This window comes from Lwoffella lincolnii, assembly GCF_002014765.1.
In the GTDB taxonomy this organism is placed as follows: domain Bacteria; phylum Pseudomonadota; class Gammaproteobacteria; order Pseudomonadales; family Moraxellaceae; genus Psychrobacter; species Psychrobacter lincolnii.
This window is the reverse complement of record NZ_MUYT01000007.1, coordinates 242,381-269,287: the sequence shown is the minus strand read 5'-3', so window position 1 is coordinate 269,287 and position 26,907 is coordinate 242,381. Positions and strand designations below refer to the sequence as shown.

17 protein-coding genes, 1 tRNA gene and 2 pseudogenes are annotated in these 26,907 nt (G+C 42.7%); 9 read left to right on the top strand and 11 right to left on the bottom strand.

All coding sequences use genetic code 11. The annotated features are described in order from the left end of the window. A pseudogene (locus tag B0682_RS09790) lies at window positions 1–115 on the bottom strand (IS701 family transposase); the annotation flags it as partial. Window positions 116–190: 75 nt separating this feature from the next. On the opposite strand from B0682_RS09790, the pseudogene B0682_RS06535 reads away from it, so the two are divergent. The 8 genes and pseudogenes from B0682_RS06535 to B0682_RS06500 all read left to right on the top strand — a co-directional run. Next, a pseudogene (locus tag B0682_RS06535) lies at window positions 191–679 on the top strand (rhomboid family intramembrane serine protease); the annotation flags it as partial. A 79-nt stretch (window positions 680–758) separates the two neighbouring features. After that, the gene (locus tag B0682_RS06530; protein WP_078307613.1) at window positions 759–2,378 is read left to right on the top strand and encodes a cytochrome ubiquinol oxidase subunit I; all 1,620 of its coding nucleotides are present in this window, start codon (window positions 759–761) and stop codon (window positions 2,376–2,378) included. Continuing rightward, window positions 2,371–3,507: a cytochrome d ubiquinol oxidase subunit II gene (gene cydB, locus B0682_RS06525; RefSeq protein WP_240494907.1), complete on the top strand. Its 1,137-nt coding sequence runs from the start codon at window positions 2,371–2,373 to the stop codon at window positions 3,505–3,507. Before B0682_RS06530 ends, cydB begins: the two co-directional genes overlap by 8 nt. 495 nt (window positions 3,508–4,002) lie before the next feature. Beyond that, window positions 4,003–4,158 (top strand): cytochrome bd-I oxidase subunit CydX, encoded by a 156-nt coding sequence (gene cydX, locus B0682_RS06520; protein WP_078307541.1) that lies wholly within the window; start codon window positions 4,003–4,005, stop codon window positions 4,156–4,158. Between the two features lie 147 nt (window positions 4,159–4,305). Continuing rightward, window positions 4,306–4,824 carry a peroxiredoxin gene (locus B0682_RS06515; RefSeq protein ID WP_078307539.1) on the top strand — a complete coding sequence of 173 codons (519 nt, stop codon included), beginning with the start codon at window positions 4,306–4,308 and terminating at the stop codon, window positions 4,822–4,824. Window positions 4,825–4,991: 167 nt separating this feature from the next. After that, entirely contained in the window at window positions 4,992–6,557 is a 1,566-nt protein-coding gene (locus tag B0682_RS06510) for a dihydrolipoyl dehydrogenase (protein WP_078307537.1), read from the top strand. Window positions 6,558–6,569: 12 nt separating this feature from the next. Further along, window positions 6,570–7,658: a mechanosensitive ion channel family protein gene (locus B0682_RS06505; protein ID WP_078307535.1), complete on the top strand. Its 1,089-nt coding sequence runs from the start codon at window positions 6,570–6,572 to the stop codon at window positions 7,656–7,658. A gap of 80 nt (window positions 7,659–7,738) precedes the next feature. Beyond that, entirely contained in the window at window positions 7,739–13,279 is a 5,541-nt protein-coding gene (locus B0682_RS06500; RefSeq protein WP_078307533.1) for a putative barnase/colicin E5 family endoribonuclease, read from the top strand. Window positions 13,280–13,283: 4 nt separating this feature from the next. Here B0682_RS06500 and B0682_RS06495 read toward each other — a convergent pair. After that, window positions 13,284–13,368, bottom strand: a tRNA-Leu gene (locus tag B0682_RS06495). Between the two features lie 366 nt (window positions 13,369–13,734). On the opposite strand from B0682_RS06495, the gene B0682_RS06490 reads away from it, so the two are divergent. Next, a complete protein-coding gene (locus tag B0682_RS06490) occupies window positions 13,735–15,939 on the top strand; it encodes a carboxy terminal-processing peptidase (protein WP_078307531.1) in 2,205 nt (734 codons plus the stop codon). Window positions 15,940–16,496: 557 nt separating this feature from the next. On the opposite strand, the gene B0682_RS06485 is transcribed toward B0682_RS06490, so the two are convergent. The 9 genes from B0682_RS06485 to B0682_RS06445 all read right to left on the bottom strand — a co-directional run bounded on the left by B0682_RS06485 (window position 16,497) and on the right by B0682_RS06445 (window position 26,743). Continuing rightward, window positions 16,497–17,615, bottom strand: coding sequence for a type I glyceraldehyde-3-phosphate dehydrogenase (locus B0682_RS06485; protein WP_078307529.1), 1,119 nt, complete (start codon window positions 17,613–17,615; stop codon window positions 16,497–16,499). A 28-nt stretch (window positions 17,616–17,643) separates the two neighbouring features. Then, window positions 17,644–19,563 (bottom strand): AAA family ATPase, encoded by a 1,920-nt coding sequence (locus B0682_RS06480; protein WP_078307527.1) that lies wholly within the window; start codon window positions 19,561–19,563, stop codon window positions 17,644–17,646. 77 nt (window positions 19,564–19,640) lie between these two features. Continuing rightward, window positions 19,641–20,906: a LysM peptidoglycan-binding domain-containing protein gene (locus B0682_RS06475; RefSeq protein ID WP_078307525.1), complete on the bottom strand. Its 1,266-nt coding sequence runs from the start codon at window positions 20,904–20,906 to the stop codon at window positions 19,641–19,643. Between the two features lie 106 nt (window positions 20,907–21,012). After that, on the bottom strand, window positions 21,013–22,446 hold the full coding sequence (locus B0682_RS06470; RefSeq protein WP_078307523.1) for a bifunctional folylpolyglutamate synthase/dihydrofolate synthase: 1,434 nt from the start codon (window positions 22,444–22,446) through the stop codon (window positions 21,013–21,015). A gap of 124 nt (window positions 22,447–22,570) precedes the next feature. Then, entirely contained in the window at window positions 22,571–23,557 is a 987-nt protein-coding gene (gene accD, locus B0682_RS06465) for an acetyl-CoA carboxylase, carboxyltransferase subunit beta (protein WP_078307521.1), read from the bottom strand. Between the two features lie 88 nt (window positions 23,558–23,645). Beyond that, window positions 23,646–24,458 (bottom strand): tryptophan synthase subunit alpha, encoded by an 813-nt coding sequence (gene trpA, locus B0682_RS06460; RefSeq protein ID WP_078307519.1) that lies wholly within the window; start codon window positions 24,456–24,458, stop codon window positions 23,646–23,648. A gap of 347 nt (window positions 24,459–24,805) precedes the next feature. Then, window positions 24,806–25,474 carry a monofunctional biosynthetic peptidoglycan transglycosylase gene (mtgA, locus tag B0682_RS06455; RefSeq protein WP_078307517.1) on the bottom strand — a complete coding sequence of 223 codons (669 nt, stop codon included), beginning with the start codon at window positions 25,472–25,474 and terminating at the stop codon, window positions 24,806–24,808. An 88-nt stretch (window positions 25,475–25,562) separates the two neighbouring features. After that, window positions 25,563–26,081, bottom strand: a complete 519-nt coding sequence (locus B0682_RS06450; protein WP_420845511.1) for a protein disulfide oxidoreductase — start codon at window positions 26,079–26,081, stop codon at window positions 25,563–25,565. Between the two features lie 209 nt (window positions 26,082–26,290). Then, window positions 26,291–26,743: a CopD family protein gene (locus B0682_RS06445; RefSeq protein WP_078307516.1), complete on the bottom strand. Its 453-nt coding sequence runs from the start codon at window positions 26,741–26,743 to the stop codon at window positions 26,291–26,293. Between the last annotated feature and the right edge of the window lie 164 nt (window positions 26,744–26,907).

Here is a 26,907-nt window from a genome sequence, read left to right as displayed (position 1 = left end):
GGTCGTGGCTTATTTCTTCAGGATGATGCTCGGCATAGTGGGTAAGTGTGTAGTTATTTTGGCTTACCAGTAAGTATTGGCAGTAGTCTAGTCGGGTGATGGCTTTTGCTTGCATTCTTTTATGCTACTATATTTTGATAACCTTACGCAACATTTTTGGCTTTTGCGTAAGTCCTAGTTTAATGGCTTTGCCATGCTGGTCTTTGGTCGGGTGGCTGAGCCAATCTTTGGCTCTGTGGCATTTTTGTGCTTGTTTGTTTTATCTGCCATCGGTGGCAATCTGTTAAGCAGTTATGTGACTTGGCATCAAGTACTGCATGAAAGGCAAGCAATCGGTGTGATGGCAGGTGCATCTAGTGGCATCATGGGAATTGGTGCATCACTGTTGATACTGGCACTGTTTAAGATAAGGATAAATGGTGTTCAGCTTAATCCAAAGTCCTTAGGGTGGATAATGGCGATAAATCTGCTGTATGGCTTTGTTGTGCCTGGCATTGATAATGCTGGTCATATTGGTGGGGCATTGACAGGCATGGTGTTGGCTTTGTTGGTGGGGTTAACATGGCGAACATCACTCGGTCTGCAACGCTTTGGCTTTGCGTTGGGCGTGCTGGTATTGTCGGTAGGATTTGTGTGGGGCTGGTGGACATTGCACCAAAACATATTGGCAGTGATTTAGGGTCATTCAGCAGTCATTTAAAATTAGGTTGTTGGTCGTGTTTTGATTTTTATCTTTTATGGCGGTTTGGGGGTGGGTTGTGATAACAGAACATCTGGTCGATATGTCTCGATTGCAGTTTGCGGTAACAGCGTTATACCATTTTTTGTTTGTACCATTGACCTTAGGTATGGTGTGGATGTTGGTCATCATGGAATCGGTGTATGTGATGACAGGCAAGACGATTTGGAAAGACATGACCCAATACTGGGGCAAGTTATTTGGGATTAACTTTGCACTTGGGGTAACCACAGGCATTACCATGGAGTTTCAATTTGGCACTAACTGGGCGTATTATTCGCATTATGTGGGTGATGTTTTTGGAGCACCACTTGCCATTGAAGGCTTGATGGCGTTTTTCTTAGAATCCACGATGGCGGGGTTATTTTTCTTTGGTTGGGATAAGCTGTCTCGCACTCAACATCTGTTAGTAACGATATTGATGGCATTGGGAACAAACCTATCTGCCTTATGGATTTTAATTGCCAACGGCTGGATGCAAAACCCTGTGGGAGCAGAGTTTAATTATCTGACCATGCGTATGGAAATGGTGAATTTCTTTGATGTCATATTCAATCCTGATGCCCAAAATAAGTTTGTGCATACAGTGTCAGCAGGCTACACCGCTGGGGCAATGTTTGTATTATCTATCTCAGCATTATATCTACTCAAACAACGAGACGTGGAATTTGCCAAACGCAGTTTTCAGGTGGCAGCAGCGTTTGGCTTTGCGTCAATTTGTAGTGTGATTGTGTTGGGAGATGAATCTGGCTATTCGATTGGTCTGGCACAACAGACCAAAATCGCCACCATGGAAGCTGTGTGGCACACTGAGCCTGCCCCTGCTAATTTTAACTTAATTGCCAAAATTAATGAAAAAAAACAAACCAACGATTGGGCGGTACAAATCCCTTATGTCATGGGCATCATTGGCACACGTTCATTAGACAAGCCCATTCTTGGCATTAAAGAAATTAAAGAAATCAACAAAGAACGCATCATCAATGGGCAACATGCGGTGGGTCTACTTGAGCAGTTGCGACAAAATCCCAATGATGCCTCTTTGGTCTTAGAGTTTGAGCAAGTTAAAGATGACTTGGGCTTTGGTCTGTTGCTCAAAAAATACACCAAAGATGTCAGCACTGCCACGCCTGAGATGATAGCCAAAGCCACCGAAGATACCATTCCTAGAGTATTGCCCATGTTTTGGGCTTTTCGCATCATGGTAGGCTTGGGCTTTTTAATGCTGATATTATTTGGCATTTGCCTGTGGCATACCGTTAAGGGTAAATTCACCGAAAATAAATGGCTACTAAGATGGGCAGTGTTGATGTTACCTGCCCCTTGGATTGCCATTGAAGTGGGTTGGTTTGTTGCTGAATATGGGCGACAACCGTGGACGATATATGGCATGTTACCCACACATTTTTCTGTGTCCAATATCAGCGTAACCAATGTGTATCTGTCGCTGGCAGGTTTTGTGCTGTTTTATACGTTTTTGTTGATTGTGGAGATGTATTTAATGATTAAATACGTCAAAAAAGGTCCTGCCAGTTTAGGCACAGGGCGTTATGATGGGGAAGACAAGCCTGCTGTTAACTCAGCTTTTAACCCAGTCAATACATTGACCAATAAGCAGGAGACCGACCATGCTGTTTGATTATGAAACGTTAAAAATCATCTGGTGGCTACTCATCGGTGTGTTGCTCATTGGCTTTGCGATTATGGACGGTCATGACATGGGGGTATGTGGTTTGTTGCCGTTTGTGGGTAAAAACGATGAAGAACAACGTGTCATCATCAACACCATTGGGGCACATTGGGAAGGCAATCAAGTGTGGTTTATCACAGGGGGTGGGGCGATATTTGCCGCTTGGCCGTTGGTATATGCAACAGCGTTTAGTGGTTTTTATTGGGCATTAATGGCGGCGCTGTGGGCGTTGTTTTTTCGCCCTGTGGGCTTTAAATACCGAAGCATGATTGCCAATGCCAGATGGCGACAATGTTGGGATTGGGCATTATTTGTGGGGTCATTTGTGCCTGCGGTGATTTTCGGGGTGGCGTTTGGTAATTTGTTTTTGGGTGTGCCATTTGAGTTTGATAACAGCTTGGTGTCTAAATACTCTGGCACTTTTTTTGCCTTGCTTAATCCATTTGCCCTGCTGTGTGGTTTGGTGAGTGCCAGTATGCTTATCATGCAAGGCGGTGTGTATCTGGCTCACCGTACTGTTGGTGATATTCAAGCTCGTGCCATTCGCCATACTCAATTGTCTGCTGTGGTCATGGTGATGCTGTTTGTGCTAGCAGGGGTATGGGTTCGTTCACTTGATGGTTATGTTATCGTCTCTGTGATAGATGGCAACGCATTGCCCAATCCATTAGATAAAACGGTCATGACTCAAACAGGGGCATGGCTACATAACTTTATGACCCACCCACAAACATGGACATTCCCAATGCTGGGTGTGGTGATGCCATTGATAAGCATGATTTTATTAAGACTTAAACATACTTTAACTGCATTCATTGCCTCTAGTCTGGCGGTACTTGGGGTAATCATGACCGCTGGGGTGGCACTGTTCCCCTTTATCATGCCGTCATCCAGCCAGCCCAATGCCAGCTTAACAGTGTGGGACGGTGTGTCTAGTCATCTCACCTTAATGGTGATGCTGTATGTAACCGTATTGCTACTGCCCCTTGTGATGATGTACACCAGCTGGGCATATGCGGTGATGCGTGGTAAGGTTACTAAAGCGTATATACGAGAACAAGAACATACGCTGTATTAGAGCGTATTCCATTAAAACGCATTCCCAATATCTTACCTACCCATTGACTTCCTCCCCGCCCTAAAGTGCGGGGATTCCTGCTCCCAGACGGTCAAGCCCGACCGCAAGCCTAAGATAGTGGCAACCGCCCGTACGACACACCGTACATCTTAGGTTCTTATTTTAAGCTAATCCTACTGTTAGGATTGTCATAGACACGAATTAACTTAAGTGTGTGTTTGGAAACGTCTTACCAGTTAAGTTACTGCGTACTCGCAATTTAGTCTTAACTTAACTGTGGAATGTAAGACATTGAATATAGTGAGATGAGTATAGCAAAACTTATCGCATTTAACAATTGCCTTATATCCACCGCCTGAAGGCGGTGGATATAAGGCAACGGAGGATAAAAATAAAGACAAACGGAACGATTAACCAACACTTGCAAACCCATCTAAAAATATCCATAATTTAATAAAATAGATGGGTTATTAGCCAATGCACTTGGAGACAATCATGTGGTATTTTGCTTGGATTTTGGGGCTAGGATTTGCGGTATTACTTGCCATCTTAAATGCGTTATGGTTAGAAAATGAGCAAGGGCGAGTAAAAGCCTTTAGCCGAAAACCCAAACATAAAGCAGAAAAAGACCTTGCTCCTGAAGAAAATTAAAAAACCGCCCAAACCAACGGATAAATGAACAAACAAATCATTGACATTCTTTGTGCAAAGTACTGGTAATTAACCGCCGTTTTTTATATAGACAACGACAGACTTTTTTATTAACCTTGATTTTTTATTACCCTTTTGGAGCATGACATGGCCAAACCCACCAGCGAAATCTTACCTTTGCCTGATTTTTCCGTGCCAATGGTACGCAAATTTGATGATAACTTCATCACCGATGACATCAGCCTTGCTGACTGGTCAAAAAATAGCCGTAAGGGGTTGGTTTTGTACTTTTACCCTAAAGACAACACCCCCGGTTGTTCCACACAAGCCACTGATTTTACCGACATGCAACACCAATTTGACAAATTAGGTTATGACGTGATTGGCGTGTCTTGTGATGGCATCGACTCACACAAAAATTTCATCGATAAAAAAAACCTACAAATCGCCCTTATCAGCGATGAAGATGAAAAACTGTGCCAGTACTTTGACGTTATCCGTGAAAAAAACACCTACGGTAAAAAAACAATCGGTTTGGTACGTTCAACCTTTGTCTATGATGCCAATGGCAATCTGACCCACGCCCAACGCAATCTAAAAGCAACGGGACACGCCGAGCGCCTTTATAAGACATTGGCACAAAATAAGACATTGGCACAAACCTAACATCGCACACTTTAGGACATGTCCCCAAGAGGGCTGACGCATCACACACCATGCGTCAGTTCCACACATCAGTCTTAAATATCAGCCCTTACTTAACCATCAGTAACGCTTAAACATCAGTAGCAACCATCTTATTTAAAACATCATCATTCATCATGGTAATCCATATGACCAACTCCCAAAAAAATGGCTCAAACAGTCCAAACAACAGCCATAACCCAAACAACAGCCATAATACAAACAACAATCATACCAACACCGCCACTCGCCATGTTGAGATTGCCATCATCGGAGCAGGAACAGCAGGCAATTCAGCTTATCGACAACTGCGTGAGCAGACCGACAGCATCGTCATCATCAATGAAGGCTATTGGACAACCACTTGTGCCACGGTTGGTTGTATGCCCAGCAAGCTGTTAATCGCTGCTGCTAAGCGAGCTTATTACGCCAAACAGTCAAACGAATTTGGGGTGATTGCTGATGTTAAAATTGATGGTAAAACGGTGATGCAACGAGTACAAAAAGAGCGAGACCGTTTTGCTCAATTTGTCCAAGACAACGTGAATGGCTGGGATAACCATCACAAAATCAATGGTCATGCCAGTATTGATGCCAATGGTTTGATACGGGTTAATGATGAGCGTATCCAAGCTGAACGCATTATCATTGCCACAGGGTCAACACCGTTTGTTCCTGATGGTTGGCAAGAGAGTTTGGGTGAACGTCTACTAACTTCTGATGGTGTGTTTGAGCTGTCCGATTTGCCAAAATCACTGGCAGTGGTCGGTGCTGGTGCGATTGGCTTGGAGTTGGCACAAGCCTTTCATCGTTTGGGGGTAACGGTACGCTTATTTAACCGCACTGACAACTTGGGCGGCCTACAGGATAATAAAGTCAATGCCAAAGCGATTGCGTGTCTGAGCAAAGAGCTGAACATGGCATTAAATAGCGACATTCAAGCCGTCAAGCTCATTGATGAACAAGAACAAAAACAGGTACAGATTGATTACACTGACACCAACGGCGACCAACAGCAATTCACTTGTGACTATCTATTGGCAGCCACAGGGCGACGTAATCAGCTGTCAAATCTGGGCATAGAACATTTAGGCGTAGAACTGGACGATAAAGGACGACCCAAACAACACAACAAACTGACAGGACAAATTGCCAACTTACCTGTTTATGTCATCGGTGATGCCAATGGCTATCTGCCATTGTTACATGTGGCATCTACCGAAGGCTATATGGCAGGGCTACAAATCAAGGCAGACATCAACAAAGAAAAGAATGATGGTGATAATTTGGCAAAACAAAAAGACACCATCAGCAAACTTGATACCCCCATCTCCATTGTCTTTAGTGAACCACAAATCGCCCAACTGGGCAAATCACTGTCAGAAATAGAAGATGAAAATCTGGCGTATGTGGTCAGTGAAGTCAGCTTTAATAATCAAGGGCGTAGCCGTGTTATGGGTGTAAACTGTGGGTTACTTCGGCTGTATGTGTGCAAAAAAAGTGATTGTGTGTTGGGAGCAAGCATGGTCGCCCCTGATGCAGAATACATCGCCCACCTGCTCACTTATGCCATTAACCATGATTTGAGTTTATATAGCCTACTGAATACGCCATTTTATCACCCAACCATTTTAGAGGGCTTACGCACCGCTTTAAGAGAGGCACAAGCTCAGATGCAGCTGCCGTATTTTGATAACCCATCAGCTTCGGATTAGTCGGTTGCCGTCATGGAATCGGTTAAGGATTTTTTTGCTCATATTTTAATCGACCTACATGATAGCCTTTATTTGGCAATTGGTGGGTCATTAGAAGAAGAAACCCGAGACTGGACATCTCGAGGGGTTGAACTTGCCAGTACAGGCATCAAAATCTTAATTCTCTTATCCATTTTGTGCTTTACTTATTGGTTGTCTATTTATATTCTCAAACACAATCGCCAACGCCTACATCTCAATCATAAAAACTACCGACTTATCCGTTCTGTTTTACGCTACTTTTGGGTAACTGCTGGTATCATAGGCATCATGAGCCAAATGACCATCACCCCAAGCACCATTAAAGCCACTGCCAAGGCCAGCATTTGGGCAGGCATCTATTATATGTTATGGGCAAGCTCAGGGCAGGTCATTAACAAAATCTTACGGCATTATGGGCTAAATGCATCGATTGAACAGTTACTTAAAAATGTCTTTTCTGTGTTGATTGTGGTCATGGGCGTTGCCAGTATCATGGCACAGTTCGGCTTTGACATCGTCTCACTGGTGGCAGGTTTGGGGATTGTGGGTTTGGCAGTGGGCTTTGCCGCTCAATCTACGCTTGCCAACTTCATTGCAGGCATGACCATTTTGGTTGAGCAATCTTTTCAAGTGGGTGACTGGATACACATTAACAACAAAGAAGGGCGTGTGGTGCTGATTTCTTTACGTACCACGCACATTCTTACTCGTGATAACATGACCATCATTTTACCCAATGCCACCGTTGCGTCTTCTGAAGTTACCAACCTAACGTCCAAAAACTTTATTCGCTTTGACATCAAAGTACGCATTGCCTTTGAAGCAGACATGGACAACGCCAAAGCGGTGATTGCCAAGGTATTAGAAGACAGCGACAGCATACTCAAACGCCCCGAACCGAGCATTACGGTGGCAGAAGTGGCAGATTTCGGAGTGTATTTTATCGTTCGTTTTTGGGTCACACCTGCCCACGTTGCTAAAATACCAGCCATTAAAGAAGACCTACAAGAAACCATCAAAAAAGCATTAGACACCGCTGGCATCAGCACGCCCTATCCGCATATGCGTCTGATACGTTAAATCATTTAATAAACAACCATCAAATCCCCACTGACTTATTAGACAGACCATTTAAATTATCTGATGAGTTAGATGCCTTATTGACTATTGGTTTAGATAATCAAAATTACAGCATTAACTTAACCAAACGTATTGCTCAGATAAATCCTGATGTGCAGATACAGATTGTCAGTGATGTGAGTACATTGGACAACCAAACTCAAAGCGACATCAAAGCAGGTGGTATGTATTATCCTAAAACCAATAAGATAATCATCAATCCCAGTACTCAAGATTGGCAAGGCAGATTATTAGAATTAATTAATCATAAACTGGTACACAGCATTACGGCTGATGTGATTGCTAATGGTTTGTCAAATCAAGCCAAGGAAAAAATTAAAGCATTCAATGAAATACTGTGGAATGTCTTACATGACTTAGATAGTCAAAATGAAGTGCATCAAATACTTCAGGACAGATTGTCTTATGCCATGTATTCTAATGATGAATTCTTTTCAGTGCTGATATCTGAAAAAGATGTACGTAACTTACTAAGCCAAGACACTTTAAATCAAATAGGCAGTCTTTTTAGAGAACTGTTTATAGGAGATGACAATGACACAACCAATCAGAGAACTGACTCGTCAGGAGATACTGGAAAATCACAAGGAAATGACAGTACAGAAGTTTATGCAACTTCCAGTAGAACAGCGTCAGATGTTCAAAGGGATAGTCAACCAAATCAACCAAGCCAAGACAGTCGCAGAAGTAGTCAATCTGTATCGTCAAGTACATCAACAGAGCAAACAGTCTTAGATACCAATCAAAGAGATAAGGAGCTTGTCAATGGTCGCAACAACGCAAGAGATGCTCATGTCCAAGAAAGAGACATATCTCAAACTGTATCAAACGGAGTTGACACCAGAGCAACAAAGACAGTTTCAACAAATTCCACAGCAATTACGGCAAGCAACAACTCTGTCAGAAGCCAACAAAACAGTCAAGCCAATGATACAGGTTCTGATACACAACAGGAGCGAAATGGTACAAACCCAACACCAAAACAATACACCATTTTAGCCATCAACGAATTTGTCAATAAACTCAATACCCCCAAACCATTAAAAGACTTCTATAAGTTATTGGTTAAGCAGGTTAGCAGTCATAACAAAGACTTAAGATTTGTCATGGATAACATGGGGGACAGACATCATGGTAAATATGACAACACCAATACCATCACCTTAAATACTCAGGTATTTAACAATGATGCCATCAATGACACAGATAAACTCACTGCCATTAATCATGAGCTTATCCATGCTTTAACAGAGACTGGATTAGCCAAAGGGGGTAAAGCGGTAGATGATTTACAACACATGTATGCTCAGCTTAAAGCCAAAGATAAAGGCATTTATGCAGTACAGCTAGAGACCTTTCATGAGTTCATTGCTTATGGCATGACAGATAAGGCATTTGCTGAGTTTATTACCCAAGAGTTGGACATTAAGGCATTGGGGATACCTGCTAAAAAAGGTAGGTTAAATCAGTTCTTAACCGCTGTCTTTTCTATGTTTGGTTTACATAAAAGCAGTAACTATAAGACCTTTGCCAGTCTTGTGGAACAAGTCATGCAGGTTGAGTATGATAAGGACATTGTTGATGGACAAACCAAGTACAGTCAAAGTGCCATAAAAGACATTCAAGCCAATATCAAACGTGGCACTAAAGCCATGAATGATGTTTTATTGACTAAAGCAGATGTGCATCGTGCCATGTATCGCAATGACATTGGTTGGATTGACTTTGTGTGGGGTGATACAGGCATCATCAAAACCAATGGTAAAACCAAAGGAGCTAAAGGCATCAGTCATATCATAGAAGCAAGAATGCGTAAGGATAAGATGAGTTATGCTGATGTGGTTAAGATGCTTACTCAAGATGTGATGAATATCATTGCTAAGGGTTCTGTGATTAGAGAGATTACAAGGGAAACGACCCAACGCTTAACGATTACCCATGCCAATATTATTATTCATTTAATAAAAAATGCAGGCTCTAATGCTTGGTTGCTAAGTGGGTATGAAGACAATCAGATGGTGAATCAGAGTGGGGGTGCGACCACTTCTGACCTACGCACAATCAGTCCTATACGTTCTCGTACTGATGTGGGAGCATCTGATAAAGTATCAGATGGTGAAAGTAGAGTAGGTGGATATACTTCTACCCCTACGCACACTAAGCCTACAATGACACGTCTTAATGTGGGAGCATCTGATAAAGACAGTCTAATCCAAGACATCAAACATTTCAACCAACCAAGGTATTCCACCCTACCTAAAACCACCACAGAGCTACTTAAGGGGTTGGATAAAGGCAAGGTATCAGATGGGTTTAATACCCACTTAGATAAGCTCATACAGCGTGTGGTGGGTGATTATGAAGCGTCTGATACCAATAGAGCAGACAGCATCAAACACGCCTTAAATCACGCCACAGGAGCAATGAAAGCAGGGTATCAATTAAGTGATAAAGAAGCCCATACTATCCAAGCATTAATGCCCATCATAGAAACTTACATCAAACAACATGCAGGGCATTTGAGTGTTTCTGAGTTGTATGACATTTATCATGAGTTGTCTGACACATTAACGGTCAAAGACTTTATTGCCAATTATGACCAAGCCAGTCAAGCAGAAAAGCAACATGCTAAAAACTTAAAAGATTATGTCTTTGCCAATAAGGGTAAAAATGATACTGAGTTCTTAGTAAGGTTTGTTGGTTTGTCTGTGGCAAGTGAGCAGTTTAATCAAATCATCAACAAACCAAGAGTAAAAAAACATGGTAATCAAGACAGTTGGTTTGATGCTGTTATGGGTGTGGCTGAAAGCATTTGGTCATGGTTTACAGGATTGGTGCAAAGAACCAAACGTGGACATACCAATGTGCAAGTGGCAGGGTTGTTAAATAACTTACAGCGTGTGGATAACAAGGTTAGAAACCAAAAAGACAACGTGATAGATAAGACTTGGCAACTGGCAGGTAACCCTGTGAATTATGCCAATGATAAGTTAACTCAAGGCATCAGACACGCTTATGTTAAATTGGATTTACAAAACAGTCAGTATGATGTTTTAAGACGAATGGCAAAGGCTTCTGATGTGGCAGTGAATTTGGACAAATACACTCAAGGGGCTGTGGACAGCTTCAGTGAACGCAAACCCAACAGTAAGTTAAATGTGGTGGCTGAAACACTCAATGAAGTGGCTCAAGGGGGTAAGTTGTATGATGCGGTTGAGAAGTTATCACGCTTAAGTAATGTTGCTCAAGGGGTGCGTAAAGAGACTGACCACATGACCCAAAAGCTGTTAATGGAGCAGTTTACAAACACCCTTGACCAAAAGCAAAGACAACACATCACTCAAGCCATCTTAAAGACAGACATGGGAGCATTGTTAAATCATTTAACCATCAGTCAAGTACAGGCATTGATTGTCAATGATGCTAAGCGTCAAGATAAGATAAGCCAGCTTGAAAACAGATTAAGCCAACACATCAATGGCAATGACATGGTGATGCAAAGTAAGATACTTGGGGCATACATGGCAAGAGAGATTACCCCACGGCATCTGTTAAAGAATGCTCAATCCATTGCCATTGGTTTAGGCACAAAGCATGAGATAAGCTTAGACAATATGGACATGGCTGTGTTTCAAGACGTGGACATTCTCAGCAGTTTGTATGCGTTGGAGTACACAGATAAGGACGTGTTAGATGGGGTAAAACAACTGTTTGAAAGTGAAAATAAAGGCATGAAGTATCTGCTTAAACAACATCAGCAGATGGTGAATCAATCCAAAGCTGACTTTGCTTTTAACATTCATAACTATGCCAAAGGATACACCCCACAAATATATAACCCTTATCGTAACTTTGAGTTTGTCTCACAAGATGATGCTGATTATGCTCATAAGCTTCATGAGTTACAGTTAGATGGGTATGAGATTATCAGTCAGGAGTTGTCTCAAGATGAATTAGACACCACAGGAGCAAGGACGTTATTGCTTAACCGTAATTTTAAACGGCAAAAGTATGTTTCAGGGGCATTGGACATGTATGACAGTCATTCAAGGGGAACAGTGATTTATGATGACACCAGTCCACAAGAGCTATCAAGAGTGGCTAAAGCCAATGCTCAAGCAAGAGAAAAACGCAATCAAAACATCTCTTATAAAGACTTTAATCCTTTAAATGAACCCAGTAGCATGGTGATTAACTTTGGGGTAGATGGACGCATCTTAGATTATCATTATGAGATGACAGGAGTGGTACGAGACAGTTTGTTAGAGCGTGATAATGATGTCTTTACCTTGATGGGTAAATGGTCAGGGGACTTGGCTTATAAGCCTGAAGTCAAAGAAAACCAACGCACCATCATAGAAACCTTGCATGAAGATTATATGACCAATTATGCCAGTGAACCCCATAAGTTCATTGCCTTAGACCCAAACAGTGATGACCCTAAGGTGATGCAACAATGGCGTATGTTGCCTTATGAAGCACGTGAAAGAGCCAAGGAGTTGTATGGGGGTGGACAACCCATCATGGTAAGAGATGATGTGTATAACATGGTGTTTGGTTTTAGAAGTCATTCCATCAAAGACATGTTTGATAAATTAGCAGGTGAGCGTAATGCTTTTGAAAAAGTCGTTGTGGGCATTTCACAGTTTTTATTGGGGGGAGAAAAAGCCAAGTACAGATTGTATAAAGCAGAGCAATGGGTACAAGAAATTGAAAAGCGGATTAAGTCGTTCATTGTGATTAGAAATTATGATGTGTTAATAGGCAACATCATGACCAATAATCTGCTGTTGTTATTACGTGGAGTCAAACCCACTCAGCTCATCACAGGGTATGTGTCTGCATGGCGTAATGGTAATAGATACGCTAAATTGCACAATCAATTAACCCAAATCAATCTTAGAATTGCCAATGGTGAGAAGGGATTAAGCCAAAAACGCAATGCTTTGTTAAAAGAGCTTGAGAATAACCCAACTCATAAATACATGCAGGTTGGGTTAAAGAGTACCATTGTTGATGATGTGGATTTACAAAATCAAAGTAATAAATACAGAACAGACCTTGAGAAACAAGTAGACAGAGTATATGACGCATTACCTAAGCCAATAAAGATTGGGGTGGATTGGTTGTTTATGTCAGAGAACACGCCTTTGTATAAGCTGATGGCTGATGCCACTCAGTTTAGTGATTTTGCAGCCAAGTTTGTGTTGGCAGAGCATTTACAAAAACAAGGCATGGGGTTTGATGATGCGGTGAGTGAAGCTCAAGAAGCGTTTATTAACTTTGATATACCCACCAGTAAAGCCATAGATTATGCCAATAGAGTGGGTATTTTACGCTTTACTAAGTTTGTATTCCGTATCCAAAAATACTTACATAAGACATTGCGTGATAGACCTGCTCAGTTGGTAGCCAGTACGTTAATGACGGAGTATTTGGACACTCAAGGGGTGATGGATGCGTCTGTGTTATTACGCTTAGGGGGTAATCCAATGCAAGCAAGTATTTTAGATGGGTGGGATGCGTTTAGAAACATCAGTACGGTGGATTTTATTTGGTAATGTATGGTGGGGCTGGAGAGACTCGAACTCTCACACCTTGCGGCGCTGGAACCTAAATCCAGTGCGTCTACCAATTCCGCCACAGCCCCTAATGGTTTTGCGTGTTAGTGTTTGGCTATTATAGCCATTTAAAACGATTTAGCAAGCATTTTTTTTATTTTTTTATTTTAATGGCTTTGATTGATGACTGTCATCAGCCTGACAACTTAAAAAAGTGATGATATGTGGTGATTATGCGTGTTTTGTCAGAATTTAAACAGAATTGCCATACAATATGGCTATAAAATGGTGATAAACCATTCTTCCCAATCTGTTAAACTGAGACGATTTTGGCTTAAGTCTAGATGATACATACCAAATGACATATATTAGGTTTAAAAATGATTAGGTTTAACAATATTCGCTTTAAAACATTCGCTTTAAAACAATATTCGCTTTAAAAAGGTAACTTTGTTATGACACAAAAAATTCCAACCATTTATCAAGGTTCTCAATGGTTACTAAGCATCGCCAGCATCACCATTGTGGGTATTTTGGTGGCACAAGGTCATCAAACTGCCATTGCCAAACCCACCAGTAACTTTAACATCACGCCTGAACAACGGTTGACCGCCAGACAAGTGGCAACATTACTTGACCGCAGTCATTATTTAAATCAACCTCTTGATAAAGAAATGGGGCAAAAGATGCTATCTATGTATTTAGACACGCTTGACCCCAGTCGCACGTTGTTTTTGCAGTCAGATATTAACGAGTTTAAGCGAAAGTACAACGATGATTATGCCATTCGTTTAAAGCAAGGTGATTTGTCTGCTGGTGTGGCAATTTTTGAGCGATATCTTGACCGTTCGATTGAGTATTATGATTTTGCACAACAGTTTTTATCCAAAGATAACATCAATCTAAAAACCAAAGACAGCATCATATTAGACAGAGAAAAGGCAGAACGCTTTAATAGTGTCAAAGAGCAACAAAACTACTGGCAACGCAAACTGATTTTTGACTTGATTAGCATCACCTTAGGACAAGAAGAAGAAAAAGCCAAAGAGAAAATCTATGTTGATAATCCTGACATTGCCCTAGGACAAGATTTGTTGCGTAATGATGCGCGCACACCAAAACAAATCATGCAACAACGAATGCAACGACAATTGGGGCAACTAAAGCGTTTAAAAGATGATGAAATCATGCAGACCATTTTGGATTCAGCGGCATTAACCTATGACCCACACAGTAATTATTACGCCCCCATTCAAGCCACCGAACTACAAATTCAATCTAATTTGCAACTAGAAGGCATTGGCGTGTCCATTCGTCCAGACCGAAAAAATCCTGACTATACTCGCATCGTTACTTTAGTGGAAGGTGGGCCTGCAGCAAAAACTGGTCAAGTCAAGCCCAATGATGTGATTTTGAGTGTGGCAGGCGATGGTAAAAACATGCAAGATGTGGTGGGTTGGTCAACCCGTGAAGTGGTGGCTCTTATCCGTGGTAAGCGTGGCACGCCCGTTACGTTAAAGCTTAAGCAAGCAGGCAGTCCAGACTCTTCTGCTCGTCTTGTTACCATTGAGCGAGATGTCATCAAACAAGAAGACAGTGGTGTCAATCACCGTGTCATTACCATGTCACATAATGGCAAAGACCAACGTATTGGGGTGCTTGAGATTCCCAGTTTTTATCTAAACTATCAAGCTCGCCGTCATGGCATGGAATACCGCAGTGTCAGCATTGATACCGAAAATGCCATTAAAGCCCTTAAAAAACAACACATTGATGGTTTGGTGGTGGACTTACGCAACAATCCAGGGGGGTCTTTAGATGAAGTTGCCAACATGCTTGATTTGTTCATTAAAAAAGGACCCATGGTACAAATCCGTGACAATCAAGGCAATGTGCAGGTCTATACCGACCGTGATGATGGCGAACAGCTGTATGATGGCGACATGGTGGTGATTACCAACTTAGCATCAGCGTCTGCCAGTGAGATTTTTGCCGCTGCCATTCAAGATTATGGGCGTGGCTTGGTGGTTGGCAGTACGACCACAGGCAAAGGCTCAGCCCAAATTCAGCTGGACAATCTGGCGTTAGGCAGTGCCACCTTAACTCAACGAAAATTTTATCGCATCACAGGTGGCAGTACGCAAAACAAAGGGGTTGTGCCTGATGTGGCGTTGGTCAATATCTTTGATGGGGCAACTTTTGGTGAACGCTCACAAAAGTATGCCCTAAAATGGGACACCATTAAGACCGCGCCATTTAAGCCTGAAGGCAAGTTCACCAGCGACACCCTTGCCACTTTAAACCAACAGTCCAAAATACGCCAACAGAGCAACCCACAATTTGTGTATCTGTCTAAAATCAATGCCATTCGCAACATGGAAGATGATAAAAAACCCATCAAACTTGATATTGATGACCGCCGTAACCACATGAAAGAAGTGGAGCAAAAAACGTTGGCTGCTGAAAATGCCCGACGCAAAGCCACAGGACAAAAACCTTATGCCAGCTGGGACATGTATCAAGCAGCGATGGATGCTAAGTTTGAAGAGCTTAGCCGTATGAAAGAAAAAGAGCGTCCCAAAGAGCCTGAGAGCGAAGTTTATGTATTGGAAGCGGCTCAGTTGATGCTAGATGCCAGTAACGCTCAGAACAATCCTTAACGTCATTGTTCTTTAACATCATTGTTGTTGTTCCATGGTGTTGTTGTTCCATGGTCATCTTGTAAGCATATGCTTACAATCATTGACGATTTATGCGTCTATGATGACAGGGTAAAATTTGCGATTATGGTCACACGGCACAGACACATGGACACAGACACATGGAACAGCCACACGGTGCAAAGGAATGCTCGCAAGGCAAGGAATGACCGTTAAAAAACGTGATGGACGTGGTGATGTTGTGCTGTTAAACCAATAAGGGTTAAGCTTGGTTCTACCAAGCCCAATTCAAGGAAGCAAGCCCAATTTAAGGAAGAATGAACAAGGAAGACAATAACGGTCAAGGAACATGATGCTCACCCCCATGAGCGTTAAGACCACCCCAAAGCCCAAAAATTACCAAGGAATGGTGATTTAAACTAAGGACAGTTTGTAACAAACCCGCATGACCTGCCCTGTCATGTGGGTTTGTTGCGTTTATTTTTCAGATGATTCATTTAAGTTTACGATTGCCAAACCAATGCTGACAATAAGATTACCATTCAAACAACAGCCATTTAATGCGATAGCGACGCCAAATACACACACATATCCACCAAACGGTTGGCATAACCCCACTCATTATCATACCAAGCAAATACCTTTATCATATCCCCCACTTGCATGGTCTGTAGGGCATCAACAATCAATGATTGAGGCTGATGAAAAAAATCACTGGATACCAATGGTGCATCACTGTAACCCATGATACCTGATAGTTTATCAAGGCTGGCTGATTTTAGTGTTTGGTTAATTTTATCTGGCGTGCTTATTTGTGCCAGTTGAAAAGTAACATCAATGGCGGCCACATCAATGGTGGGTACACGGATAGAATGCCCGTTGATTTTGCCCACCATATAAGGCAATACTCGCTCAGTAGCGGCAAGGCTACTGGACGTGGTCGGTATGATATTAAACCCTGATGCCCTAGCCCGTCTTAGATCACGATGGGCTTGGTCTAAGACATTTTGGTCAGCGGTAAGTGCATGAATTTCAGTCATCATGACCGCTGTTACGCCATAGGCTTGGTGCAAAGTGTCAATCAATGGCACTAAGGCTTGTGTGGTGCAAGATACGCTGGATATGATGGGCAGTTGACGGGTTAAAATCATCTCATTGATGCCCATGACCACACTGGCATCGACATCATCAAAGGGGGCAGCACCTACGATAACTTGTGTTGCCCCTGCTTGTCGATGCAAGTTGGCATCAGCGTAAGAACGGAATTGTCCTGTACATTCAAGCACCACATCAACTCCCAACTGTTGCCAAGGCAACTCTTTTGGGCTGGCGTGTTGCAACAGTGGGATATCAATGATGTTCACAATGCCATGAGCATGGTTAAACTGCCTATGTTGTTTGTCCAGTTTTTGTAGGTGTAAGTTGCCTGTTTTGCTTAGACTGGCATGTATGCCTTGTTGGCTTAGCCGTCCATGCGTGCTGTCAAATTTGAGTAAATGCAGTTTGGTGTTGGCATCTGCCAAGTCATTGATGGCAACCAACTCCAATGGACAACTGGCATCGTCGGTTGATAGCAGTTGTCGCTCCAACAAGGCACGCAGTACATTTCTCCCAATACGACCAAAACCATTGATGGCGATTTTTAAGGGTGGCTGTTTGGGGTATGAATGAGTCATGATGATGGCAATTTATGGTTTAAATGACTTATGGTTTAAAGATTAGAGCCAAACGAATGTCATTATAAGACACACGTTCGTGCAACCTGTCAAAAATGGGCTTTAGTTTGATGTTACCTTGCTGGTCAAAATCATTGGGATCATTGATGGCCATAATGGCATCATAGGCTTGATAAACGTCTGTAACCAACTTATCGTTTGGTCTTAGGTGCTCACAAGGGAAGTTGGGGTCTTCTTCTTTGATGGCTTGCAGATGACGCATGATGGTGGCTTGTGCCAACTTTCGTTCTTGAGCTGTCTCAGCAATGGTTAGGCTCTGGGCAAGCAGACGTTTGGTGATGTCAATGGTGCTGTCGGTGATGATGCTTTGATTGCTCAGATGCTCTTTTTTCTGCTGTTGTTGCTTTTTTTGTTCTTGTTTTTTTTGATGGTCAGCAATGACGGCTGAGTCATTTGTGCCACCACACTGTATGACAAAGTTTTGATGTGCTTGGGTAATGGCATCTTTATCCAGTTCATCATAGGTGGCTTGCACTTCTGCTGACAGCTCTAAAAACCGCTTATCTGCCCCACGAGCCAAAGGGTCAAGATTAAGACTGGTTTGGTTAAAACCAAGCAATTTTAACCCAGACAAATCGGTTAAGCGAGACAGTGCCACATAGCCTTGCCCTAACTCAAAGGTATTGCGAAGGTCAATTTCTGCGGCATCTAAAGTCATGCCTTGCGATTTATGCACGGTAATTGCCCAAGCTAAGCTCAATGGCACTTGCCAATAGGTGGCAAGGGGCAGTCCAATTTCATCTTCTACCACCCATTGCTCTGGGGTGGCGATGACTTCTCGTCCTGTATTTAGGCGTATCACAGGATATTTGGTTTTGATTATTTTTTCATCATCTTTTGTATCATCATCTTTTGCATCATCTTCGGTCTGCTTAGCCAGTTCATCATTGGGTTTGCTGGTCAGATTTTCGGTTAAGGAAGCATCAGTTTGAGAAGCGTCGTGCTTAGGCATGGGCTCATTTTTATCGTTGGTGGTTACAAATTTTACCACCTCACCCATCGTACCATTACACACCGATAAATCAGGAATGTTTTTCACAAACATCACTTTTGCCCCAATTTTTAAAGTCAGCTCATCTGGGGTACGGACACTTTTTTTGAGCATGTCTATCAGCTTAGGGTCGCCATTTGCCATCGCATGATAGACTTGCGCCTCTCCAGTCAGATGGCTAAGTTGCGTGTCATTGATGCTATTGACATTGACATTATGGGTATATAGACGGGTACGGATTTGACCAATGTGGTTGTGCTGACTGTCATGTAATACTTCGATGGCATCGTGAGTAACCGATGCTTGACGGATTTGGTTTAAAATGTCATTTAAACTCAGTGAATTTGACGTGTTTTTTTGTTGGCGATGCTGTTCGGTCAAATAGCAAACATGCAGTTGTGCTTCCAGCCATGCCTTGGACATAAAGGCGAATTTATCTCGGTTGCTCTCACCTCGCTCACCCACTGGTGGTAACTGAAAAAAATCGCCAGATAACACCACCTGAATACCACCAAATGCCTTGTCATTATTTCGCACCACTTTTAGCACTTGGTTAATCAAATCCAGCTGTTTGGCATGCAACATGGATATTTCGTCAATGATAAGCACTTGCGTTTGTTCCAGCCGTTCTTTTAGGGATTTTTTGCTTTTAAGCTGGCTTATTTGCTTATCTTCCATGGTCATGCGAATGCCAATGCCCGACCAGCTATGAATGGTTGTGCCATTCATGTGGGTGGCTGCAATGCCTGTACTGGCAGTGATGGCAACAGGCACTTGTCGAGCTTGTAGATAATGGATATATTGGTTCAGCGTGTAAGTTTTGCCAGCCCCTGCCGATCCTGTCAAAAAGACATTATGTCCAGTTTTTAAAATATCTAGGGCAGTGCTTTGTTTCATAAGGCAGGCTTAATTCATAAAAACATGAATAAAAATATTGGGTAAAAATTGGGGCAAATCATCGCCAATGGGGCAAATCATCGCCAATATAGTACCCATGCTTCTGTTGTACCAACATTGGGGTCACTGTTGATTTTGTCTTTTAGAGCAATGGCAGCTATTTTGCCACGTTCAGGACCGACCATGACTCGCACGCCACGGCTGGTCTGGCTGGTACTGACTTGATAACCTGCTTTTTTAAATTTGGCTGCCACTTCATCGGCTCGTTGTTGATTGCTTGCTAACGCCACTTGTACGCCAAAGTTGCCTTTAGCATCTGTTTCTTTGACGGTCTGACGGGCTTCTTTTAGCTTTTGTTGCGATTCTCGTTTGGCCTCGGCAGATTTTTGTGCCAGCAGTTCTTGCTGGCGTTTTTCTTGTTTTTCTTGTTCAGCTTTCAGCTGTTTTTCTCGCTGGGCTTTTTGTTTGGCAAGCTCTTTGGCTTTTTCGGCTTCTTTGGCTTCACGCTCTAAACGGGCGATTTGTTTGCCTGATGGAATGATTAATTGTTGCCCCAAAGTCAGCTCAGCATCGGTTGCCAATTTATTCATAGTGGCTAAGGCTTCTAGGCTAACGTTATATTGCCGTGCCAACCTTATCAAACCATCACCCCGTTTGACTGTGTGGTTAATGGGGCTTTTTGGCGGGGCTTTGTTGGCTTGGGTGTTGTTGGCTTGGGTTTGGGTGTTGTTACTTTGGGTGCTGTTGGCTTGGGTATTTTGTGTTGTTCCGTTGGCGTTATTGGTTGCTTGTGATGCACTGGCTTGTTGTTGATTTTTGGCAGGGGGCTGTTTGGGAGCTTGACGTGCGGTTACCACAGGACGGCTGATGTTGTCTTGTTCTGCCGTGGTTAGGTTGTCAACTGGTTCAGTGCCATTATCGGTTTTGGCTTTATTTTTGGCGGCATAAATTTCACTTTCAGCACGAGCTTTGGCTAAGGCAACATCGACGGCCTTTTGGTTTTCTTCCAAAAAGACTTGCGTTCGCCTTTCTTGTTCTTTGACATTGGCAATGCGTTGCTGTTGTTTTTTTGCCAATATCTGTTTTTCGGTTTCAATATCGGTGGTCAAAGGCTCAACCATCAAATCGCTTTCGATACTTTGGCTTGAATTTTGGCTTGAACCTTGATGATGCTGATTACTTTTCACATCATTGCTTTGCACATCACTCATCTGTACGGAGTTTGCGGTAATATCAGTGGTTTGAGCGGTATTGTCATTGACTTTTTGCACCATGGCATATAGCATGACACTACCACCGATGAATAGCACCGCACCTAAAATGCCCTGTCGTGATAAGCTCATGCCCACTCTCCCCTAATACACACCCATGACTTAAATTTGTTTGCCAATTTTACTACATATCCTACCCCATGCAAACCGCTTAAAGTGCAAACTGCTTCAATGGCTTTCATGCTCCTAAATAGCCCAAACTCTCAGCAATGGTATGAAAAGACCCACACACCAATATCAGCTCATCAGCGGTACTGTCCGCTTGTACTGCTTGGGTGGCACTTGCCATGTCATCATAGATATGATAATGATCGCTTGTTAAGTGTTGGCTAAGCACTTGCTGCAATGTGTCGGCTGAGGCAGCTCTGGCATGGTTGATAACTCCCACATACCATTTGACAATGGGCAAATTTGCCTGTTGAAGATGCGTAACCACCTTATCAATGTCCTTATCCACCAACATCGAAAATAATAAGCGTATTTGCCCCTTATTGGCATCAGTGGTTTGAACGGTTGGCAACGTTCGTACCATACTTGGTAATCGCTGTTGTAACTGCTCTAATAAAAAATTGATGCCTTCTTGGTTATGTGCCACATCAAATAGCCATTGTCGTCCTCCAATATGACGCAAATCAAATCGACCTGGCATACGCACCTGTGGCATCGCCATACGAACATGCTCATCGCTAATGCTCAAACCGCTTGCCAGCACCGCACTGATGGCATTAGTAACATTGACCAAAGATAAGCTGGGATATGGTAAGTTTAACGTGATGGCAGGATTGCTGTATTGCCACTGTTGACCACAAGTTAGCTTATTAGCACCCATATCAGCATCATGTTGATAAAAACCATAATCCCGTCCTGCCTGATAAACAGTGACGTCCAACTGCTCGATTTGCTTAGCAACTGATGCTGGCATGTCTGCTTCACCATAAATAAGCGTCATGCCTTGTCGTAAAATGCCTGCTTTTTCATAACCAATGGACTCACGGTTATCGCCCAACCAGTCCACATGGTCAATACCAATATTAGTAATGACTGCCACGTCGGCATCTATCAAATTGACCACATCTAAGCGACCACCCAAGCCCACTTCCAATACCCAAACATCACAATTGGCATTAGCAAAAATCAACAACGCCGCCAACGTGGTCATTTCAAAAAATGACAAACTGACCTGACACGCCAAGCGAGCTTTTTCTACTCGTTTAAAGGCATCAATTAACCATTCATCACTCACTGATTGCCCATCAATGCGTACCCGTTCATTAAACTTAAGCAAATGTGGTGATTGATACAGTGCAGTTTTGTGGCCTGCTTGTTGGCAAATTTGAGCAATGGTGGCCGTGGTAGAGCCTTTTCCATTCGTCCCTGCAACCATAAAAACATGAGCAGTGATTTGTTGATTGGCATTGTCGCCATCTCTGTTGTTACCCCATGCGGTGATGCCCAACATGTCGGCAACGGGACGCACTCGTGACAGCCCCATGTCTATCGCTGACATGTGAATGCCATGGATATAAGTCAGCCAGTCATCAAGTGTCTGAAACGTGGCAGGATTCAGTGAGACATTGGGCTGGTCATTGTCAAAAGAACTTAAAGATGGCATGAACGGTAACTTCACTATCAATAAAACACCAATTATATAACCAAATACTGGCAAAATCGAGATGGCAAAATGCCAAAAGGCAACACCATTAAAATGCGATGTTAAAAGTTAACATGCAAGTAAGTTAATGGGTTAACTTTGCCAATAATCGATGCACGGTGTCTTTGAGCTGATGGCGATGCACCACTTGGTCGATTACCCCATGCTCAAGCAAAAATTCTGCTCGCTGGAATGGCTCATCTAGCTGTTCACGCACGGTCTGTTCAATGACACGCTTGCCAGCAAAACCAATCATTGCTTTTGGTTCAGCCAGATGAATATCACCAAGCATGGCAAGGCTTGCAGTCACGCCACCATACACAGGATTGGTCAGCACCACCAAATATGGCACGCCTGCATGTTTTAGCCGTTCTATGGCAGCAGCGGTACGTGCCATTTGCATCAATGACAACAACCCTTCTTGCATTCTAGCACCACCTGAAGCAGCAAAACACACCAACGGCAAGCGATTGCTAAGAGCAGTCTGGGCCGCCAACACAAATCGGTCTCCCACCACCGATCCCATAGAGCCACCCATAAAAGCAAAGTCAAACGCACAAGCAACCATTGGCAAATCCTTAACATGCCCTTGCATCACCACTAAGGCTTCTGACTCACCTGTCTTTTCTTGGGCTTGGGCTAACCGCTCAGGATAGGGCTTGCTATCACTAAAGCCCAATGGGTCAGTGGTGCTAAAGTCTTGCCCAAGCTCACCTGTCACATCATCAAAAAACCACATCAAGCGGTCACGAGCCGTGAATGTCAAATGGTGATCACAATGTGGACACACAAAGTCATTAAAACGTAAAGCGGTGTTGGTTATCATGCTATGACAGTGACTGCATTGGGTTGACGGCTCGGTCTCCACAGCGGTCAATGCGATGACATTATGATAATCCACGCTGGGGACAGGACGGTCTAACCACACAGACATGGTATCGGACACGGTACTGGTTGGGTTGTTTTGGGCATTGTTTTTAGCATCGTTTTTAGCATTGGTTTGGGTATTGCCATTTACCGTGTCGGTTATGGTTGGCGTTGCGATGTCTGAAGTGTTTTGTGTCAAACTCATGGCTGTCCTTATTGGCAATCTATATTCACAATCGACCCATAGTCAAAATCTACCAGAGCATGTTCCTAAAGGATCGTGTGTTTAAATATCATTTAACCGCTTTAACCAAGCTGTCAAACGTCGCCAACAGCTTATCTTTGGCTTGATTGACCGCATGGGCATCATTAACATCAATGTTGGCAAAGTGGTTAACCAATGCACTGCCCACGATGATGCCATCTGCCATCTGTCCGATGGATTTGGCAGACTTCGCATCTTTGATACCAAAGCCCACGCACACGGGCAGGTCAGTCATGGCTTTTATTTGTTGTACTTGCTCGGTAACATCGCCCACATCTAAATTGCTTGCCCCTGTTACCCCTTTTAATGACACATAGTAGATAAAACCACGTCCATATTTTAGCACCTGCTCACGTCGCTCTGGCAAGGTGGTTGGGGACAGCAAAAATATCTCATCCATGTCATGCTCTGCCAATAATTCCAGCAAATCACCTGCCTCCTGTGGTGGCAAATCCACAATTAAGATACCATCAACACCCGCATCTTGACAGGCAGACAAAAAAGTTTGATGACCAATGATTTCAATGGGATTAAGATAACCCATCAAGATAACAGGAGTGTGCTGATTGTCTTGGCGAAAAATTTTAACCATCTCAATGGCTTGGCGAGTATTTGTGCCTTGTGCCAAAGCTCGCTCAGCAGCAGTGGCAATAATCTTGCCATCTGCCATTGGATCACCAAACGGCATACCCAACTCAATGATATCCGCACCATGTGCCACCAACTCATGCATCAATGGCACGGTTGCTGTTGGATTGGGATCACCTGCCATCACATAGGGAATAACGGCTTTTTTTTGCTTTTGTTGTAACTGAGCAAAGACTTGTTGAATTTTTGACATGATTGACTCACTTAAACATCTAAAATTTGGCTGGGCTGGTTAAACATGCTTGATTAAAATGATTAAAACATTAGCATTTGACCATTTGACCATTTGACTGATTGACACACATGATTAACACACAAAAACACTTAAGACCGCCCCATTTGGTGTACAAGCGTTAACAATTGGCTTAAACTGGCTAATATACGCCAATATGCCAAAAAAATCGACCCATAACCTGACAAAGGGTGATAATTTAATTCTGCACGTTTAGATTGAGACAAGGTAGTCAAGGTGCTGAACCACACAATGGTGAACCACAGAATGTGAAAATGTCGTCTATGGGTAAATAAAGCACTGCCAACTCAAGGCAACTGGGCAGATGGCATGCGTCTCATGATGATGCGTTGCTTATTTCGTAGGCGTTTGTTATTTAAATTGTCTTGATAATATTTGGGATTGGGCAATAAGCAAATGAGCAATGCTGCTTCATCACGGTTGAGTTTACTGGCAGGTTTATCAAAATAATGCAGTGCCGCCGCTTGAATGCCATAAATGCCATTACCAAACTCTGCAACATTAAGATACGCTGTCAAGATACGCTGTTTATCCCACATATGTTCTATCATCATGGTGATGAGTGCTTCATCTGCTTTACGAATGTAGGATTTTTGTGAAGTTAAAAATAAGTTTTTTGCCAACTGTTGGCTGATGGTTGAGCCACCTGCTGACACTTTGCCCAAACTTTGGTTTTTTTCTAATGCCTTTTCGATGCCTTGCATATCAAAGCCATGATGACTGACAAACTTAGCATCTTCACTGACAATGGCGGCTTGTTTGGCACTCTTAGCGATGTCATCATACTCTACCCATTGCTGGGTAACTTGTCCACCTTGTAGACGATGTGTCAACATAAACATGCTGTTGGTAATGGGCTGAGTTTGCCACACCACAAGCAATCCTGCCACCATCACATGAAAAGCAATGACCAGCAAGATGGCGGTGAATATGAGCCACTTCATAGGCTTGAGCATAATTTTTATCATGTGGCTGATTGACCCAACTAAATAAATAAAAGCTGATACAAATCTTATCTTATATGCGGAGTAATTTGCCACCCATTCACCAAGCAGGCAAATAATTGTGTAACATCAATCGCAACTTTAACGACCACAGCGGTTGAATGCCTGTCATGCCTTGAGTCATTTTTCCTTGATGCAAAATCACAAATGAAGGCGTAACTTGCCCCTGCCAATCAGCAAATATCCGTCCATGACTGTCGTTGATGGTAATAAACTCATAATGATGCTGTTGCAAATATTGACCCAACTCAGCATCATCACCTGATTTAACAGCGATGCTGACCACAGGGTAGCCATCTTGATGTAGCTGACTGACCTTAGGCGATGTTACCGCACACACGCCACACCAACTGCCCCAAAAATACACCAACACAGGGGAATTTTGGCTGATGGCAGACACATCAACAGGCATGCCTTGATAATCCATCAAATGTAAATTTGGCTGAGCAGGCATGACAGGCTGTCGCCACCAATTCACCAGTAAATAAATGACCACAAACAACAAAAGATACTTTAATAAACCAAACAAGGTCGGTAAGATGGATAAACGAAAGTTAATTATTGTCTCCTTAATCACTGCATTTTTAACACTGCATTTTTAACACTGCATCTTTAACACTGTGTCCTTATGCCAATAAAGTTGACATGACCATGACAGGCAATCATTATTCACAATATTCATAATTCATAGATAATCATGATTGTGGCAATTATGCCAAATCATCATTGTGATAAATCATCATGATAAATCATAATCATGCCAACCATTTAAAACCCTGTACGGAACAATACCCCAGTTACCATAAACGCCAATGACAACAACGTTACTGACACAATATGCCCAATAAACAAGTGGCGTAATTTGGCATTCTCTAAATCCTTTTTTAACCGTGGAATGACGATAAGCTGAGCGGATAATGCCGTGAGTGCCGTCAGCACCAGCCACGTGATTTTTAAGCTGATAAGCACCGCTATCGGATTGTCATGATTGGTGAGCATCGCAAACTGGGGCAAGTATCTATGAGCCATATAAAAGCCTGTCAGTACCTGCACAAGCAAAGCCGTCATACCAAGCTTTTCAAAACTGCCTTCAAAGTTTAAGATAAGTCGACTGTCCTGCTCACGCACAGATTTGGGCAATACACACAAACACAGGTATAAATGCCCACCAACCCAAATGCACGCCCCTAAAATATGTAATAACAACAGCCAAAAGTTCATAAGAAAATGCCATGTGTGGTAAAAGGGTGAATTTATTGAACTTTAACATGTGAAGTAATTGAACAATTTTAAATGTTTAAATCATGTCCTGATTTTACTTGAATGACGCTTAACTAACACACGCCACAAGTTTTAATTTAATAGGATATTATAAGATATTTTTT